This is a genomic window from Streptomyces sp. QH1-20, assembly GCF_041283565.1.
In the GTDB taxonomy this organism is placed as follows: domain Bacteria; phylum Actinomycetota; class Actinomycetes; order Streptomycetales; family Streptomycetaceae; genus Streptomyces; species Streptomyces syringius.
The window spans coordinates 474,142-491,118 of the sequence record NZ_CP166299.1 but is presented as its reverse complement, the minus strand read 5'-3'; the positions used below and the strand labels follow the sequence as shown (position 1 = coordinate 491,118).

The following is a 16,977-nucleotide window of genomic DNA, read 5'->3' as shown; positions in this document are numbered from 1 at the left end:
AGGGCCCGAAGGCCGTTCAGGCGGGCCAGGTGACGTACCGGCGCATGCCGTACAGCAGTGGCGCCGTGGTGCTCCCGCCGGAGGCGGCGGGGTCTTCGGCGACCTCCGTCCGCAGCACCTCGCCGATCACGACGGTGTGGTCGCCGGCCGGTACGAGACGTTCGACGCGGCACTCGGCGAGGGCGTGGGAGTCCTCGCGCAGGGCCGGCAGCCCCGTCGCGGGGGCGGGCTCCCAGGGGACGCGGGAGAAGCGGCCGGCGGTGCGGCTCGCGAAGGCTTCCGCCGCCCGCCGCCCCGTCCCGTGCAGGAAGTTGACGACGAAGGCTCCCCGCGCGGCGAGGACGGGCAGGGTGCTGCCGGTGTTCGACGCGCACACCAGCAGCATCGGGGGATCGAGGGACACCGAGCACACGGCGGTGCACGCGAAGCCGTAGGGCTGCCCGGCCGCGTCCGCCGAGGTGACGACGGAGACGCCGCCGGGGTGGGCGCCCATCAGGGCGCGGAAGGCGTCCGGGGTCACGGGGGCGGTGGTGCCCGCGAGGGGGCTCACCATGCGAAGGCCCGCGCGTCGTAGAGGTTGATCCCGACCGCCGCCTTGCCGAGGTACTCCAGGCACTCGTGCGGCTTGGCGGGCATGACGGAGGAGAACGACACCTCGCGGATGAGCCGTTCCAATGGCTGGGAGCGGCTGACCGCCGCCGAGCCGCAGATCCGCAGGGCGTCGTGGGCGAGCTCGGGGCCCACCTCGCCGACGATGTATTTGGCGGCGTGCACCATGGCGTTGGCCTCCATGCTGCCGCGTTCGGCGTCGACCAGATCGCCCGCCTCGTGCACCAGCGCCCGGGCGGCCCGCAGCCGGGCGGACATCCGTCCCAGGTCCTGCTGGAGCACCGGGGACGCGGCGCGCGTGTCGGAGGCGGCCACGTAGTCGGCGGTGTAGCGGTAGACCGCCTCGGCGATGCCCAGATAGGCGCCGGTGTATCCGGCGATCATCCAGTGCGGTTCGCGGACGAGCTTGAACAGCGACATGCCCTCGACGCCGAGATAGAGCCGGGAGCGTGGCACGGGCACGTGGTCCAGGGTCATCGTGGCGGTGCTGGTGCCGTTCATCGCGGACATGCTGTGCACCGGGCCGAAGGTGATTCCCGGGTCGTCGGCGGCGACGACGAAGTGCGAGATCTCGCTGCTGCCCTCGGTGCCCTCGGCGCGGGCCGCCACGACGTAGTAGTCGGCGATGCGCGCCAGGGAGACGAAGGACTTCTCGCCGGTGATGACGTAGGTCTCGCGGTCCTCGCTCAGGGTGTAACTGGTCCGCACCTCGCGGAGTTTGGCGCCGCGGCCGGCCTCCGAGGTGGCGGACGCGAACAGCTTGCGGCCGCGGACCACCTCGTCGTTCATCCAGGACCGGAAGCGGTCGGCGGCGGGCGGCAGTGGGGTGGCCGCCGCGTCCGCGAGCGCCCCCATCACGACGTTGTGCATGTTGAAGCCGAGCGCGGCGGCGCCGTTGTGGGCGCCCAGTACGGCCAGTACGCGGGAGTACCCGCCGTAGCCGAGGCCCGCGCCGCCGGCCTCGCGGGGCAGGAGCAGCCCGAGCAGCCCGGCTTCGCGCAGGATGCGGTAGGTCTCCTGGCCGTCGGTCAGTCCGGCGTCCACCCCGGCGGCCAGTGGCGCGAGGGCCGCGCCGGTCTCCTCGGCGAGCTTGAGGATGTCGTCCATGTGTGTCGGCAGCGTCATCGATGTCCTTCGGGTCAGTTCTCGACCGGGAGGCCGAATTGACGGGCGATACCCACCCGCAGCAGATCGTTGGGGCCCGCGTAGGTCAGCGCGGCCATCGGGCTGTGCAGGTCGGCGGGGAGTTCGGAGTCGGCGATGAAGGCGCGTACGCCCGACAGCGCGGTGGCGTGCTCGGTGAGGCGCACGTAGTCCTCGGAGACGGAGATCTTGGTCAGCGCCGCCTCCGCCGCCAGCTGCCGGGCGGGGGTGCCCGCGTCCAGCAGGGCGGCCATCGCGTACAGCTGCACACGGGAGCGGTGCAGGGCGAGTGCCATCTCGCTCACCCGGGCCGCCACTTGATGGCTCGCCCCCATCCGGCGCCCGAAGTGGTCGCGGCCGGACGCCCATTCGACGATGCCCCGCAGGGTGCGGCGCATGGGGCCGAGGGCGTAGCCGAGGATGACGGCCCGCTCCCAGGCGGTGGTCGAGGACATCACCGCCAGCCCCGACCCCTCGTCGCCGATCAGGGAGCCGGCGGGCAGCCGGGCGCCTTCGAAGACCAGCTCGCCCATGGGAACGCTCGGCAGTGCCGTCTTGGTGAAGGACTCGGCCCGCACCACGCCCGGGATGTCGAGCGGGAAGAGGAAGGCCGACAGGGCGAACGGCGAGCGGCCCTCGCCGGTGCGGGCGAAGACGATGGCCCGGTCGGCGACCGGCGCGGCCGTGATGAACGTCTTCGCGCCGTCCAGGACGAAGCCATCGCCCTCGCGCCGGGCCCGCGTCCGCATCGAGAAGGGGTCGCTGCCGCCCGAGCGCTCGGTCAGCGCGTGGCACAGGAGCGTGCCGCCGTCCTGCACGTCCGCGATCGCCCGCCACGCGTCCTCGGGCAGGGCGGCACGCAGCGGGAACTGCATGCCGAACACCTGGGAGGCCAGGGCGTAGCAGATGCCCGGGTCGGCGCCGGCCAGCCCGATGCCCTCGATCATGGCCAGGGACCGGGTGACCGGTCCGGGGCCGGTGTCGTCGGCTGCCGCCAGGCGCAGCACGCCGAGGTCGGCCATGGCCTGCCACTGCGTCCGGAAGCCCGCCTCGCGCACCTTCTCCACGACCGGCCCGGCCAGTTCGCGGTAGGTGTCGACGACCTCCTCGGCCGCCTTCGGTCCGGTGCGCAGCAGCAGATCGGCGGGGGCGCTCACGCGTGCGCTCCACCGGTGGCCCGGTGGTCCTCGACGGCGGACCAGAGGGCCTGGGGGGTACGGAAGTTGGCCGCCACGATCTCGGTGTCGGGCAGCGCGATCCCGGCCTCCTTGTCCAGCGCGGCGACGATCTCCATGATGGCCAGCGAGTCCAGCAGGCCCTGTTCGAGGAGCGGGGTGTCGGGGGCGAGCAGCGCGGGCGTCTCGCCCCGGCCCCAGGTGATCTTGCTGCTGATGAGGACGCAGAGGTCTTCGACGCTGTTCATGTCCCGGGAGGCGGGCGACGCGGGGGACACGGTGGGGTTCGCGGTGGTCATACCAGGCTCTTCTCGGTGGTGGCGGGTGTGACGGACGGTGCGGCGGTATCGCCGCTGAGGGCGCGGCGGTCGACCTTGCCGCTGGTGAGGGTGGGCAGGGCCGCGACGGGGATCACCCGGTCGGGCAGCATCCGCTGGGGCAGGACGGCCCGCAGCTCCGCCAGCACGTCCCGCTCGGTGGCAGCGGTCTGGGCGTAGGCCCAGATCTCACCGGCGTGCGGGGCGTCCTTGGCGACGACGGCGGCGGTGGCGACCTGGGGCAGGTCCAGCACGGCGCTCTCGACGTCGAGCAGATCGATGCGGTGACCGCGCCGCTTGACCTGGGAGTCGCGCCGGCCGCGCAGGAAGACCCGGCCGTCCTCGGTGATCCGGCCGATGTCGCCGCTGGCGTACGCGCGCCGGGTGGTGCCGTCGCGGAAGGCCGCGGTGACCGTGGGGTCCCGGAGCGCGCCGCCCTGCAGATAGCCCTGGAAGACGGTGGGGCCGGCGATGTGGATCTCGCCTTCGCCGTCGGTGGGCCGCCCCTCGTCGTCGAGCACCTCGATGGTGACCCCGCCGATGCCCCGGCCGATGGTCAGCTCCTGGTCCGCGGTCCAGTCGGCCGGCATGCGGAAGTAGGTGCACGCGTTGGTCTCGGTGGGCCCGTAGAGGTTGTAGAAGGGCACGTCGCCCAGGAGTTCCAGATACCGCTCCAGCAGGTGCGGGGCGAAGGGTTCGCCACCGAAGGCGGCCACCCGCAGCGACGGCGGTACGGCTTCGGCGAAGCCGCCCTGCTGGAGCATGCCGTGGTACAGCGAGGGCACGGCGACGAAGGCGGTGACGCGCTGTTCGTGGAGCCAGCCGACGACGTCGCGCGGGAAGGCGCGCAGCAGGTCCGGCATGAGGACGGTGCAGGCGCCCACCGCCGCCGCGCTGAAGAGGTCGAAGGTGGTGAGGTCGAAGGTGAGCGCGGCCTGCGAGCCGATGCGGTCGGTCTCCGTGAGGCCGAACTCCCCGGCGGCCCAGAGCGCGTAGTGCGCGACGTTGGTGTGCGAGAGCAGCACGCCCTTGGGCCAGCCGGTGCTGCCGGAGGTGAAGAGGATGTAGCCGCCCCGGTCCGTGGGCGGGGGCAGCGGTGCGGGGTCCGCCGGGGCGGTGACCCGCAGCCAGTTCAGCCCGTGCGCCAGCGGTCCTTCGGCGGGTGGTGCGCTCCCCTCGCCCGCCTCCTCGACGGCCCGTCGGCACGCGGTGAGGGACCGGTCCGTGGTGAGCAGCAGGGAAAGGCCGGCGTTGCGGGCCATCCGCGCGGTACGGGCCGGAGGGTCGGCGACGTCGAGCGGGGCGACGACGGCGCCCGCGCGCAGCGCGGCGTAGAGGGCGATCACCGTCGCCGGGGTCTTGGCGGCGTACACCCCGATCCGTACGCCCGGTCCGGCTCCGACGGCGGCGAGCTCGCTCGCCAACTGCCCGACAGCATGCTCCAGTTCGGCGTAGGTCCAGCTCTCGGTGCCTGCCACGAGCGCGGGGCGACGGGGATGCGCCACCGCGGACCGGGCCAGGAGGGCGTCCAGCCGTGGGGTGTCGGTCTCGGTGGTCACGAGAGTGTCTCCACGGGTCGCGCGCCGAGTCCGTACTCGGCGAGGAAGGAACGGGTGGTGTCGGCGACGAGGTCGGGGCAGACGAGATGGGGGTAGTGGTCGCACCCCTCGGGCACCAGCCGCCGCACCACCCCGGAGACCGAGCGTTCGACGGCGTCGAGCTGGTCGAGGGTGCCGTACTCGTCCCGGTCGCCCTGGATCATGAGGACGGGCGCGGTCACGTCGAGGTCGTCCTCGATGCTCCAGTCGCGGAACTCCGGGGAGAGCCACACCCCGCTCCAGCTCTCGAAGACCGAGCGCGGGTCGTCGTGCACCAACGCCAGCTTCCTGGCCAGCGGACCGGCTTCGTAGGAAGCCCGGGCCGCCTCGATGCCCAGCCGGTTCTGGTCCTCGAAGTACATGTGCGGCCCCATGGCGACGACCGCCTCGACCGGCCGTACGGAGGCGTACAGCAGCGCGATGGAGCCGCCGTCGCTGTGCCCGACGAGGACCGGGCTGCGCACCCCGAGCAGGTCCAGCAGCTCGGGCAGCACCTCGTGGGCGTGCTCGTGCATATAACGCGGCGTCCGCGGCCCGCGGGCCGGCCCGGAACCGCCGCTGCCGTGCCGGGAGTACACCAGCGCGCGACGGCCGGTGGCCGCGGCGAGACGGGCGGGGAACCGTCCCCACGACGCCACGCAGCCGAGCCCGCCGTGCAGGAAGACCAGGGGCGGCAATAGCGGGTCGCCGTCGAGGAATACATGCTCGACGGGGCCGCTTTGTGTGTCGACTACCGGCACATCAATACCCTTCTCAGTGGTCTGTTCGTCCCGTGCGGCCCCGTCTTCGGAACAACGGTGCGCACGCATGCGGGAGGGGATGCATAAAAGGAGATACAGAGAGCCGTGGCAGACGGGTGCATCACGAAACCACGGGTCTGCGACAGGAATCGGAGCATTGCTTCCGATAGAGGTGTCGTGGGTCCGCCTCATGACATGTCGGACATCTTTTGCATGATGTACGGCGTGCTGCCCGCTGTGCTGTCAGGCAGGGCGGGAGGAGGCCGGACGCCGAGGGTGGACGCGCTGAATACGCCTGCCCTGTCTGCTACTTCACTGGTCGGCGCCGTCTCCGGCGACATCCGGACGGCTCGCGGTCGACCCGGTTGGCCATTTCTTTAATGACTCTTGGGTGCCGCATTGATTGCCTATGGGCAAGGCAAGGGAAAATCCGCACTGTCAACCCCCGTCAACTTTCTTGGCGCACACCTGACGGAACGGATGACGAGGCATCATCGACGCGCTTCGTACGGGAATCCGTTCGCCCGGTGCATCAACAAGACTAGGCAGACCGCATCGATCGGAGAAATACGTTTGCCGTATCGCCTATGCTCTGGCCGTATGGGTGTTGAACTACGTCATCTCCGCAACTTCTTGGCCGTCGCAGAGGAAGGCGGTTTCACCGCGGCCAGCAGACGGCTGCACCTCGCACAGCCGACGCTGACCCGGAACATCCGGACGCTGGAGGACCTCCTGGGCGTCCGCCTCTTCGACCGCAACACCCGCAGGACCGACCTCACCGCGAAGGGGCGCGAGTTGCGGGACGCGCTCACCCCGCTCCTGCAGCAACTCGACACCGTGCTCGCGGACATCCGCGAGGAGGAGACGCTGCGCCTGGGGTTCAGCTGGGGGCTGCCCGACGGGTTGTCGGCCGTGGCCGCCCGCTTCGAGAGCGAGACGGGCGTCGAAGTCGAGTTCGTGCGCTGCGACACCCCGCTGGCCGGGCTGGACACCGGCATGGTCGATCTCGGGCTGCTGCGCGGCGAGACCCTGCCGCCGGGGGTGCGCGGGGTGTTCCTCTTCGAGGAGCCGCGGGTCGCCGCCGTACCCCGCCCCGGGCCGCTGGCCGACCGTGCCGCGCTGAGCTGGGCGGAACTGGCCCACTGGCCCCTGGTGGTCAACACGGTCAGCGGCACCACCTACCCCCACATGTGGCCCGAGGGCGGGCGCCCGGAGGTCGGTGCGGAGTGCCGCAACTACGACGAATGGCTGGAGAAGGTGGCGGCCGGCCATGGTGTGGGCACCGCCCCGGTCTCGGCGGCCCGGCGCTTCACCCACCCCGCCGTGCAGTTCGTCCCGCTCAGCGGCGCACCCACGGTCCGCACCCATCTGGCCTTCCCCTCGCACGGTGCGCATCCGCAGGCCGCCCGGCTCGCCGACGACGCCTGGCGGGCGGCCGCCGAGCTGCTCACCGAGGCGGCCGGCTGAACCGCCACCGCGAGCTCTGTTGAAGATGGGATTCATGTTCATGTAGCTTTCGCTGTGTCGTCGCCCCATCACGCCCCCAGGAGGTCTCACCGATGGCCGTTCCCAAGCGCCGTATGTCCCGAAGCAACACCCGGCACCGCCGGGCCCAGTGGCGGGCGAGCGCCCCTCAGCTCGTGCCGATCGTCGTCGAGGGCCGCGCCTACCAGGTGCCCCGGCGGCTGGCGCGCGCCTACGAACGCGGTCTCCTGCCCCTGCCGGGCAACTGACGGCCCCGGTCGCGCGTCCCGCCCGAGCCCGTCCCGCCGTGGCGCACGACGCGCCCTGGCGGCCCGGCTTTTTCCGGTCCATGGTGGGGGCTGCATCCCATCTTCCCCTCATGGCACAGGAATTCAGGAGGCAGCCCCGTGGACGCCACTCGACCGGCCCCCGGTGACCAGGAATCCCTCACGCTCCGGCTCACCGAGCACGCCCTGGGATATCTCCACTCCGCAGCGCTCCGGGTGGCGGCGCGCATCGGCATCGCCGACCACCTCGCCGACGGTCCGCGCACCCCTGAGGAACTCGCCGCCCTCACCGGCGTCAGCGCCCCGCACCTCCAGCGGGCATTGCGCCTCCTCGCCACCCGCGAGGTGTTCCGCGAGGACAAGGACGGCGCCTTCCACCTCACACCAGCTGCGGAATTCCTGCGCTCCGACGCACCGACGTCGATGCGGGACGGCGTCATCATGCTCACGGACGAGACGTTCTGGAAGCCCGCAGGGCGGCTCGAGGACACCGTCCGCGCGGGGCACACCGTCTTCGAAGAGATCTTCGGCGCCCCGTTCTTCGACCACCTCGCGCGCGTACCCCGGGCCGGCGAAGCCTTCGACACCGGCATGGCGGGTCTCTCCGACAGTGAGGACGACGTCGTCGCCGCGGCCTGCGCCTTCCCGGCGACCGGCACGGTCGTCGACATCGGCGGCGGCAGGGGCGGTCTGCTGCGCCGGGCGCTCCTGCGCCACCCCGGGCTGACCGGCGTGCTGTACGACCAGGAAGCGGTCCTGCGCCACCACCACCTCGACGACCCGGCGCTCGCGGGGCGCTGGGAGGTCAGGCCCGGGGACTTCTTCGCGTCCGTACCGGACGGTGCCGACGTCTATCTCCTCAAGCGGATCCTCCACGACTGGAGCGACGAGGACTGTCTGCGCATCCTGCGCGCCTGCCGCGCGGCGATGAAGGACGGCAGCCGTCTGCTCGCCATCGACGCGGTGATCGTGCGGGACAACGCCCCGGACCTCGGCAAGACGCTCGACGTGCTGATGATGACGTCACTGAACGGCCGGGAGCGTGGCGAGCAGGATTTCCGGCGGCTGCTGGCCGAGGCGGGGCTGAGGCTGACCCGGGTCCTGCCCACGCCGTCGGCGATGTCGATCGTGGAGGCCACCGCCGTGTGAGGACCGCGCGGGTGAGGGCCGTGCGCTGAGGTGAGTAATACTCTCCCCATGACTTCACGCATTACGGGTGGGGGTCGTGGGGCCCGTGATACGGCCGTGCGGGTCGCGCGGGCCACCGCACGGGACGCGAAGCGCCTCACCCGGCTCATACGCGCCTCGAAGGCCTACGAGGGCCGGTACGCCCCGATGGTCGCCGGATACCGGGTGGGTCCCGACTACATCGAGACCCACCGGGTCTTCCTGGCCGTGGACGCTGACGACCGGCTGCTCGGCTTCTACGCCCTCGTACTCGACCCGCCGGAACTGGACCTGATGTTCGTCGCCGACGCCGCGCAGGGGCTGGGCATCGGACGGCTGCTGGTCGAGCACATGCTGGGCGAAGCGCGCGGCGCGGGCCTCGCCGACGTCCGGGTCGTCTCACATCCGCCCGCCGAGGGCTTCTACCGCAGCGTGGGAGCGCGATGGGTCGGGACCCGGGCCGCGAACCCGCCCGCCGTGCTGTGGGACCGGCCGGAGCTCGTCTTCCCCGTCGCGTGAACCCCACAGGCACAAGGATTGAGGAGTACGGCATGCGGGACGGTCTCCGGGAAGCGTTCGACTTCATCGCGTTCAGCGCTCGGCTGCGCGAAGTCGAACGTCACAACAACGCCACCGCCGACCGGAAGGAGAGCGTCGCGGAACACTCCTGGCACCTGGCGATGGTGGCCTGGGTCCTGCATCGGGACTTCGAGCGCGAATGCGGACACGCGCTGGATCTGGAGCGGATGCTCAAGATGTGCCTGATGCACGACCTCGTGGAAATCGAGGCGGGTGACCCCTCGGCGTGGACGACCCGGCACAGCGCCGAACACACCCACGACAAGGCCCGGACCGAGGAGGAGGTCGCCCGGCGCCGCTTCACGCCCCTTCCGGGCGGCTTGGGCACCGAATTCCTCGCCCTGTGGCACGAGTACGAGGAGGGCGTCACACCGGAGGCCCGGCTGGTGCGCGGTGTGGACCGCCTCAACCCCGCGCTGATGCGCTATCTCACCGGCCAGGGCTGGCAGGACGTCGGCGCGGACGCCGCGGCGCTCGACGACCTCCAACTCCCGCGGGTGCGGGTGAGCGAGACGCTCACGGCGCTGTACGAGGAGGTCCGGGACGCCGCCGTGCGCCAGGGCCTGCTGCCCGCCTCCTGAAGCCCCGGCCGGCGGCCGCCGCCCGGGGGCGTCAGGGCAGGAGCTGTTCGGCCCAGATGACCTTGCCCTCGGGGGTGTACCGGGTGCCCCAGCGTTCGGCGAGCTGGGCGACGAGGAAGAGGCCGCGGCCGCCCTCGTCCTCGGCGGCCGCGTAGCGCAGGTGCGGCGAGGTGCTGCTGGTGTCGGAGACCTCGCAGATGAGGGTGCGGTCGTGGAGCAGCCGTACGCCGATCGGGCCGGAGGCGTAGCGGATGGCGTTGGTGATCAATTCGCTGAGGATCAGCTCGGTGGTGAACACCGTCTCCTCCAGGTCCCACCGCGTCAGCTGCCGGGTGACGTCGGCGCGTGCGCCGGCGACGGCCGCGGGGTCGGAGGGCAGTTCCCAGTCCGCGACCCGGTCGGGCTCCAGGACCCGGGTACGGGCCACGAGGAGGGCGATGTCGTCGCTCTGGCGGGCGGGCAGCAGGGCGCCGATCACCGCGTCGCAGACCTCCTGGGGCGTCCGGCCGGGCTGTGCCAGCGTGGTGCGCAGGATCTCCAGGCCGACATCGATGTCCCGCTTGCGGTCCTCGATGAGCCCGTCGGTGTACAGGACCAGGCTGCTGCCTTCCGGCAGCCGCAGCTCCGCGGCCTCGAAGGGCAGACCGCCCAGGCCGAGCGGCGGGCCGGCGGGGATCTCGGGGAAGTCCACCGTGCCGTCGGGAGCGACGACCGCGGGCAGCGGATGGCCGGCCCTGGCCAGCTGGCAGGTCCCCGACGCCGGGTCGTAGATCGCGTACAGGCAGGTGGCGCCCGCGATCGTGGCCTCCCCGCCCGCCGAGGCGGCCTCCGCCTCCTGGTCGATGCGGCCGACGAGTTCGTCGAGGTGCCCGAGGAGTTCGTCCGGCGGCAGGTCGAGGGTCGAGAAATTCTGTACGGCCGTGCGCAGCCGGCCCATCGTGGCGGCGGCGTGCAGACCGTGGCCGACCACATCACCGACGACCAGGGCGACGCGGGTGCCGGACAGCGGGATGACGTCGAACCAGTCACCGCCGACCCCGGCCTGGGCGGGCAGATAGCGGTAGGCGATGTCGAGGGCGTTCTGCTCGGGCAGCCCGCGCGGCAGCAGGCTGTGTTGCAGGGTCACCGCCATGGCGTGCTCGCGGGTGAAGCGGCGTGCGTTGTCGATGCAGACCGCCGCGCGGGCCGCCAGCTCCTCGGCCAGCGACAGGTCGTCCTCCTCGAAGGGCTCGCTCTCCCGCGTGCGCCAGAAATTGACGATCCCCATCAGCACGCCCCGTGCCTTCAGCGGGACGGTGATGAGCGAGTGGAAGCCATAGTCCAGGACCGCCTGGGTGCGCTCCGCGTCCTGGGTGCGCCAGTCGGGGGAGGACGCCAGATCGGTCACGAGCACGGGGTGGCCGCCGACGAAGCCCGTGGCCTGCGGGGTCGGCGCGGCGAACGTGATCAGCTCGCCGGCGCGGTACAGCGGATGGTCGTCCGGGGTGCCCGTGAGCGCCACGCGGCGCAACTGCGGTGCCTCGCCCCCGACCCCCGCGCGCGGCTCCTCGCCGCGCAGTACGGGCTCGGCGAGGTCGACGGTGGCGTAGTCGGTGAAGCGGGGAGCGGCCACCTGGGCGAGCTCCTCCGCGGTGCGCTTGACGTCCAGGGTCGTACCGACGCTCACGCTCGCGTCGTACAGCAGCCGCAGCCGGCCGCGCGCGGCCTCGGCCTTCCCCGCCAGCGCGCGCAGCTCGGTGGAGTCCCGCAGGGTGGCCACGCTGCCGGGCGGGCCTCCGCGGCGGTCCGTCGGCCGGTTGTTCACCGCCAGCAGCAGCTCCCCTACGGGGAGCACCTCGTCGGTGGCGACGCGGCGGGACACCAGAAGTTCGGCCATCCGGGGGTCGAGGCCGAGTGAGGTGACGTGCCGCCCCTCCACGTCCGGGGGCAGGTCGAGCAGCCGCCGGGCCTCGTCGTTGGCGAGCAGGACACGGCCGTCGCCGCCGACGATGACCACGCCTTCGCGCACCGCGTGCAGCACCGCGTCGTGGTGCTCGTACATCCGGGTCATCTCGGAGGGCCCGAGACCGTGGGTCTGGCGCCGCAGCCGTCTGCTCACCAGCGCCGTGCCGGCCGTGGCCAGGGCCAGCCCGGCGCCGCCGGCGCCGAGGACGACGGGCAGCTGCCGGTCGAACGCGCTGCTCACCGCGCTGACCTTGATCCCGGACGAGACCAGGCCCACGACCGTGCCGCGGGGGTCCTTCACCGGGACCACCGCCTGCACCTCTTCGCCGAGCGGCCCGTCGACGCTCTCGACGGTGACGCGGCCCTCCTGCGACGGTCCGATCGTGCCGATGAACTCCTTGCCGATCAGCTCCGGTCTGGGGTGGGTGTAGCGGATGCCGTCCCGGTCGGTCACGACGACGAAGTCGACCCCGCCCTCCATCCGGGCGGCCTCGGTCAGCGGCTGGAGCACCGCGCTGGGGTCGGGGCCGCGCAGCGTCTCGACCAGTCCGGGCGAGTGGGCGAACGTCTGGGCGGCCGCCAGCGAACGGTCGCGAGCCGCCTGAAACCTGTCACTGCGGGCCTGGAGGAGCAGCGTGACCACTGCGGCCACCACGAGCAGCAGCACGATCAGAACCTGGAGCACGAACATCTGCCCGGCGACGCTGCGCGAACCCGCCACGGCCCACAGACGCCGCGCCGACGGCACCCGCGAGCCGTGGCGCGTGCGCCGCTCACGCCGGCTACCTGGGCGCCGACCGGCGAACCAGCGGCCCGAGAGCCCCCAGGACCGGCCCCGGATTCGGGCCATACCCCATGTCTACCCCGCCCCCTTCCGCGACGCGAACGATATGCGCGAAGCCGGTAAGGCGGAAGCCGCCGGAAATCGAATGCAAGTGCGCATTTTGCTCGGTGATGGCGGCGCGTCAAGGACGATTCCGGCTGACCGAAGATCGTCCGGCGGAACAGGCCGCGCCCCGCGCACGACCGGAAACAGCCCTATCCGCCCCGGGGCAACGCCGTGAGACTCAAGCGGCGAAAGCACCGGATGCTCGCCCGATCACGTGAGGAGTGTGCACATGTACGCGAAGCTCACAGCGTTAGGCAGCCGGGTTCTCGGGCTGTTCGTGCCCGGGATCGACGCCGCGGCGGCGGAGATCCTCGCCTGCCGCAACTACCCGGCCTGCTGGCAGTGCTCCGGTAAGTGCGGCTACAACGCACCCTGCTACGCCTGCTGCAACTCGTCAGGTTGTCCGACTGTGATCTGTCACTGCTAGCAGCCCCACCAGGGAGGAGTCGCCGGTCGAGGGATACCGCCGCTGTCGGGCACGGACGCACGGGCCGCACTGGCCGGAACCGTGCGCTCCGGCTCCGGTTCCCCCGGTCGGCGACGCCGCCCGCCGGGCGCGGGCGCGCTGACGGCGACGACAGCTGGAGGAGGCAGCCGGGTGGGGTATGTGGCGCTCGGGATCCGTGCTCTGCTCGGGGCGGTGTTCCTCGCCTCGTCGATCGGCAAGGTGACCGGGCGGGGAGCCTTCGGCCGGTTCGTCTCCTCGGTGGGGGACATGCGGGTGGTGCCACGGCACCGGGCCCGCGCGGTGGCGCGCACGGTGGTGTGCGCCGAGTTCGTCGTGTGGCCGGCGCTCATGGCCCCGGTGCCGGCCGTCGCCGTGGCGGGGTTCGCGGTCGCCGCGGGACTGCTGGTGGCGTTCGCCGCCGGTATCGCGCTCTCGACGCGGCGTGGTGCGCGGACGCCCTGCCGCTGTTTCGGGGTGTCCGCGAGCCCGCTCGGACCGCGGCACATCGTCCGCAATCTCGTTCTCACCGCGCTGGCAGTCATCGGTGCGGCGGCCACCCTGCTCGATTCCGGAGCGGCCGGACCGGCCGGTCCGGGCGGCGCGGTCGTGGCGGTGTCCGGCGGCCTGCTGCTGGGCGCACTGGTGGCGGTACTCGACGACGTTCTCGACCTGTTCCGGCCCGTGGACCGGGCCTCGGGCCCCGCTCGCGGCCGATGAGCCGTGAGCCGGTGAGCCCTGGGGCCGATGAGCCGTGGGGCCGATGAGTCCCGAGCCGATGAGTCCTCAAGTCGATGAGTCCTAAGGAGACGACGACATGCCCGTCATGATCGCGGCAGTGGTGCTGGTGGGGACGCTCTGCACACTGGACCTGATTCTTACGCTGGGTGTGATCAAACGGCTGCGGGAACACACCGCGCTGCTGTCCGAGGTGTCCGGCAACCTGCCGGGCAGACCCCCTGTCCTCGCGGTGGGCGCGGAGATCGGCGAGTTCACCGCCGTCACCGTCGACGGCGAGGTGCTGACCCGTGCATCGCTGGCCGGTGACACCTTGGTCGCGTTCTTCTCGCCCAACTGCGAACCGTGTCAGGAGATGCTGCCGAAGTTCGTCGCCCACGCGCGGACGGCGGGCGGCGGCCGGGACCGGGTGCTGGCCGTGGTGGTCGGCACCACCGACCGTGCCGCGGGGCAGGTCGCCGAGCTGAGCCCGGTGGCCCGGGTCGTGGTCGAGGGCAGTGACACCGCGCTGACGTCCGCGTTCGAGATCAAGGGGTTCCCGGCGCTGTTCGCGGTGGCCCCGAACGGCGACGGCCGGCCCGTGATCGCGGACAACCGCGTACAACTGCTGGACACCCCCACCGTGGTGGCATGAGCGGGCCGTCGCCCCAGGAGCCAGGGAGTGCCGAGGCGCCGGGCCGCCTCCCGTCGGTTGGACGGATCGTCGCGGCGGGCGCGCTGGTGGCGAAGGCGGCACCCGGCACCTTCGGCGCCTATCTGGCGCTCACGCTCTGGGCGGGCGCGCTCCCGGTGGTCACCGCGTGGCTGACCAAGCTGATGCTGGACGGCCTGAGCGGTGGCGCCTCCCTGGGGCGGCTGGTCGGCCTGGGCGCCGGCCTCGCCGCGGCGAGTGTCGCCCTCGGGGTCCTGCCGCAGGCCGGCCAGTACCTGCGCGCGGAACTCGGCCGCAGGGTGGGACTGCTCGCCGAGGACCGGTTGTTCACCGCGGTGGAGGGCTTCGCCGGTCTGGGACGGTTCGAGAACCCTCGCTTCCTGGACCGGCTGAGGCTCGCGCAGAGCGCCGGCGGGGGCACCCCCGGCCAAGCCGTCGACGGCGCCATCGGCACGGCCCGGGCAGCCCTCACGATCGGGGGATTCCTCGGATCGCTGTTCCTGCTCAGCCCCTTGATGACCCTGTTGGTGCTGGCGGCCTCGGTGCCCACCCTGCTGTCCGAGATCGCGATGGCCCGGCGCAAGGCGCGAACGCTGTGGGACATCGGCCCGATCGAACGCAGGGAGATGTTCTACAGCGAGCTGCTGTCCAGCGTGGAGGCGGCCAAGGAGATACGGCTGTTCGGTATCGGTGCCTTCCTGCGGCACCGGATGCTCGACGACCGCCGTACCGCCAACGCCGCGAAACGCTCGGTGGACCGACGCGAGGCGTCGGTCCAGGCGGGGCTGGGGCTGCTCGCCGGGCTCGTCTCCGGCGGCGGTCTGCTCTGGGCGGTGACGGCCGCGCACGCCGGGACCCTCTCGGCGGGCGACGTCGTGATGTTCGTGGCCGCCGTCGCCGGAGTGCAGGGCGCGCTGGCCACCCTGGCAGCCGAAGTCGCCCGTGCCCACCAGGCGTTGCTGATGTTCGAGCACTACCTCGCCGTGACGGAGGCCGGACCGGATCTGGCCGTGCCCCGGCGGCCCACGCACCTGGAACCCCTGCACCGTGGCATCGAACTACGGGACGTCTGGTTCCGCTACTCCGAGGAACACCCATGGGTGCTGAGGGGCGTCAGCCTGCGCGTCCCGCACGGGGGAGTGCTCGCCCTCGTCGGGCTGAACGGCGCCGGGAAGTCCACCCTGGTGAAGCTGTTGTGCCGGTTCTACGACCCCGACCACGGCGCCGTGCTGTGGGACGGTGTGGACCTCCGCGCCGTCGACGTGGCGGAGCTGCGGCGGCGGATCGGCGCGGTGTTCCAGGACTACATGCACTACGACATGACGGCGGCGGAGAACATCGCCCTCGGCGACCTGACAGCTCTCGACGACCGCCCGCGTATCCGGGCCGCCGCCCGGCGGGCGGGCATCCACGACAAGCTCGCCGGCCTGCCGCACGGATACGACACACTGCTGTCGCGACGCTTCTTCATGGAATCCGACAAGGACGACCCGGAGACCGGTGTCGTCCTCTCCGGCGGACAGCGCCAACGGCTCGCGCTCGCCCGGGCGTTCCTTCGCGACCGACGCGATCTGATGATCCTCGACGAGCCCTCGGCGGGGCTCGACGCCGAGGCCGAGCACGAGATCCACACCGCGCTGCGCGCCCACCGGGGCGAGCGGACCAGCCTGCTCATCTCGCACCGGCTCGGGGCGGTACGCGACGCCGACCTCATCGCCGTACTGGACGACGGAAGGATCGTCGAACAGGGCCCGCACGCCACCTTGATCGACGCGGGCGGGCAGTACGCGCGCCTGTTCGCCCTCCAGGCCGCCGGCTACCGGGCCGACGGCGGCAGCGAACCCGCACCCGACGGGGAGCGCACATGACGAACCGTCCGGGGCCGGACCCCCGCGAAGGACGGATGCTTCCACCGGCCGCCCCCCTGGCGCCGCCCCACCCCGCGCCGTCGGCCCGTCACACCACCCGCGGGCGCCGCGCGCCGTTCGTACGGGTCGCGACACCGTTGCTCGCCCTCCTGACGGTCGGTACGGCGGCGCTGCTGCGCGCCGGTACGGGGCCGTGGGCGGTGCTCTGCGGCGCGGCGACGATGACGACGGGCCTGGGACTGCTCCTCTCCGCGGTGGCCACGCGCCGATTCGTCACGGTCACCGTGCGCGGGGCGAGCATGGCACCGGCCTACCGCGACGGGGACCGGGTTCTGGTGCGCCGCGGAAACAGGCCCCCGGTGGTGGGGCAGGTGGTCGTGGCCGAGCGGCCGGCGAAGGACGGCACATGGGCCGCACCACCCCTGCCGCCCACCGCCACGGCGGCCGAGGTGCACGGACGGCAATGGCTGATCAAACGCGTGGCCGCGGTGGCGGGCGACCCGGTGCCGTCGGCCGCCCTGCCCGGCGCGCGGGTGCCGGAGGGCGGCCTGGTCCTGCTCGGGGACAACCGGGCGGTCAGCTTCGACTCGCGTGACGTGGGGTACTTCCCGACCGACCGTGTGCTGGGGACGGTGCGGCGGAGGCGTCCCGCCTGCGGCGGCGGGCGCCCTGCGGGCGCGTCCTCAATCGCCAGCCGGGCTGGTTGCGGCTGAGCTCAGCGACCAAGCCCGTCCGGCGATTGAGGACACAGCACAGCAGCCCGTCCGGCGCTCGAGGACAC

General features: G+C 72.4%; 16 protein-coding genes. 9 read left to right on the top strand and 7 right to left on the bottom strand.

The genetic code is table 11. The features are described 5' to 3' along the window. Window positions 1-16: 16 nt before the first annotated feature. The 6 genes from AB8O64_RS02305 to AB8O64_RS02280 are packed head-to-tail and all read right to left on the bottom strand — an operon-like array spanning window position 17 to window position 5,582. The gene (locus AB8O64_RS02305) at window positions 17-553 is read right to left on the bottom strand and encodes a flavin reductase family protein (RefSeq protein ID WP_370417592.1); all 537 of its coding nucleotides are present in this window, start codon (window positions 551-553) and stop codon (window positions 17-19) included. Further along, complete coding sequence (locus AB8O64_RS02300) at window positions 547-1,734, bottom strand: acyl-CoA dehydrogenase family protein (protein WP_370417591.1); 1,188 nt, start codon at window positions 1,732-1,734, stop codon at window positions 547-549. Before AB8O64_RS02300 ends, AB8O64_RS02305 begins: the two co-directional genes overlap by 7 nt. A 14-nt stretch (window positions 1,735-1,748) precedes the next feature. Then, entirely contained in the window at window positions 1,749-2,909 is a 1,161-nt protein-coding gene (locus AB8O64_RS02295; RefSeq protein WP_370417590.1) for an acyl-CoA dehydrogenase family protein, read from the bottom strand. Further along, window positions 2,906-3,226 carry an acyl carrier protein gene (locus tag AB8O64_RS02290; RefSeq protein ID WP_365204817.1) on the bottom strand — a complete coding sequence of 107 codons (321 nt, stop codon included), beginning with the start codon at window positions 3,224-3,226 and terminating at the stop codon, window positions 2,906-2,908. Before AB8O64_RS02290 ends, AB8O64_RS02295 begins: the two co-directional genes overlap by 4 nt. Then, window positions 3,223-4,803, bottom strand: a complete 1,581-nt coding sequence (locus AB8O64_RS02285; RefSeq protein WP_370417589.1) for an amino acid adenylation domain-containing protein — start codon at window positions 4,801-4,803, stop codon at window positions 3,223-3,225. Before AB8O64_RS02285 ends, AB8O64_RS02290 begins: the two co-directional genes overlap by 4 nt. Further along, window positions 4,800-5,582 (bottom strand): alpha/beta hydrolase, encoded by a 783-nt coding sequence (locus tag AB8O64_RS02280; protein WP_356451778.1) that lies wholly within the window; start codon window positions 5,580-5,582, stop codon window positions 4,800-4,802. The genes AB8O64_RS02285 and AB8O64_RS02280 overlap by 4 nt, the downstream gene beginning before the upstream one ends. A 600-nt stretch (window positions 5,583-6,182) precedes the next feature. Between AB8O64_RS02280 and AB8O64_RS02275 the strand changes: the two genes are divergently transcribed. The 5 genes from AB8O64_RS02275 to AB8O64_RS02255 all read left to right on the top strand — a co-directional run bounded on the left by AB8O64_RS02275 (window position 6,183) and on the right by AB8O64_RS02255 (window position 9,660). Further along, window positions 6,183-7,049 (top strand): LysR family transcriptional regulator, encoded by an 867-nt coding sequence (locus AB8O64_RS02275; protein ID WP_370417588.1) that lies wholly within the window; start codon window positions 6,183-6,185, stop codon window positions 7,047-7,049. Between the two features lie 92 nt (window positions 7,050-7,141). After that, window positions 7,142-7,315, top strand: coding sequence for a 50S ribosomal protein L32 (rpmF, locus tag AB8O64_RS02270; protein WP_362213655.1), 174 nt, complete (start codon window positions 7,142-7,144; stop codon window positions 7,313-7,315). A 138-nt stretch (window positions 7,316-7,453) separates the two neighbouring features. Next, window positions 7,454-8,482 (top strand): methyltransferase, encoded by a 1,029-nt coding sequence (locus AB8O64_RS02265; protein WP_370417587.1) that lies wholly within the window; start codon window positions 7,454-7,456, stop codon window positions 8,480-8,482. Window positions 8,483-8,530: 48 nt separating this feature from the next. Next, window positions 8,531-9,019, top strand: coding sequence for a GNAT family N-acetyltransferase (locus AB8O64_RS02260; protein WP_370417586.1), 489 nt, complete (start codon window positions 8,531-8,533; stop codon window positions 9,017-9,019). A gap of 32 nt (window positions 9,020-9,051) precedes the next feature. Continuing rightward, a complete protein-coding gene (locus AB8O64_RS02255) occupies window positions 9,052-9,660 on the top strand; it encodes an HD domain-containing protein (protein WP_370417585.1) in 609 nt (202 codons plus the stop codon). A gap of 31 nt (window positions 9,661-9,691) precedes the next feature. Here the strand turns inward: AB8O64_RS02255 and AB8O64_RS02250 are convergent, their stop codons facing one another. Beyond that, window positions 9,692-12,454 (bottom strand): SpoIIE family protein phosphatase, encoded by a 2,763-nt coding sequence (locus tag AB8O64_RS02250; protein WP_370417584.1) that lies wholly within the window; start codon window positions 12,452-12,454, stop codon window positions 9,692-9,694. Between the two features lie 637 nt (window positions 12,455-13,091). On the opposite strand from AB8O64_RS02250, the gene AB8O64_RS02245 reads away from it, so the two are divergent. The 4 genes from AB8O64_RS02245 to AB8O64_RS02230 all read left to right on the top strand — a co-directional run bounded on the left by AB8O64_RS02245 (window position 13,092) and on the right by AB8O64_RS02230 (window position 16,909). Beyond that, a complete protein-coding gene (locus AB8O64_RS02245; protein ID WP_370417583.1) occupies window positions 13,092-13,658 on the top strand; it encodes a MauE/DoxX family redox-associated membrane protein in 567 nt (188 codons plus the stop codon). Between the two features lie 97 nt (window positions 13,659-13,755). Then, the gene (locus AB8O64_RS02240; RefSeq protein WP_370417582.1) at window positions 13,756-14,310 is read left to right on the top strand and encodes a TlpA disulfide reductase family protein; all 555 of its coding nucleotides are present in this window, start codon (window positions 13,756-13,758) and stop codon (window positions 14,308-14,310) included. Next, the gene (locus AB8O64_RS02235; protein WP_370417581.1) at window positions 14,307-16,196 is read left to right on the top strand and encodes an ABC transporter ATP-binding protein; all 1,890 of its coding nucleotides are present in this window, start codon (window positions 14,307-14,309) and stop codon (window positions 16,194-16,196) included. The genes AB8O64_RS02240 and AB8O64_RS02235 overlap by 4 nt, the downstream gene beginning before the upstream one ends. Continuing rightward, window positions 16,193-16,909 (top strand): S26 family signal peptidase, encoded by a 717-nt coding sequence (locus AB8O64_RS02230; protein WP_370417580.1) that lies wholly within the window; start codon window positions 16,193-16,195, stop codon window positions 16,907-16,909. Before AB8O64_RS02235 ends, AB8O64_RS02230 begins: the two co-directional genes overlap by 4 nt. The last annotated feature ends 68 nt before the right edge of the window (window positions 16,910-16,977 follow it).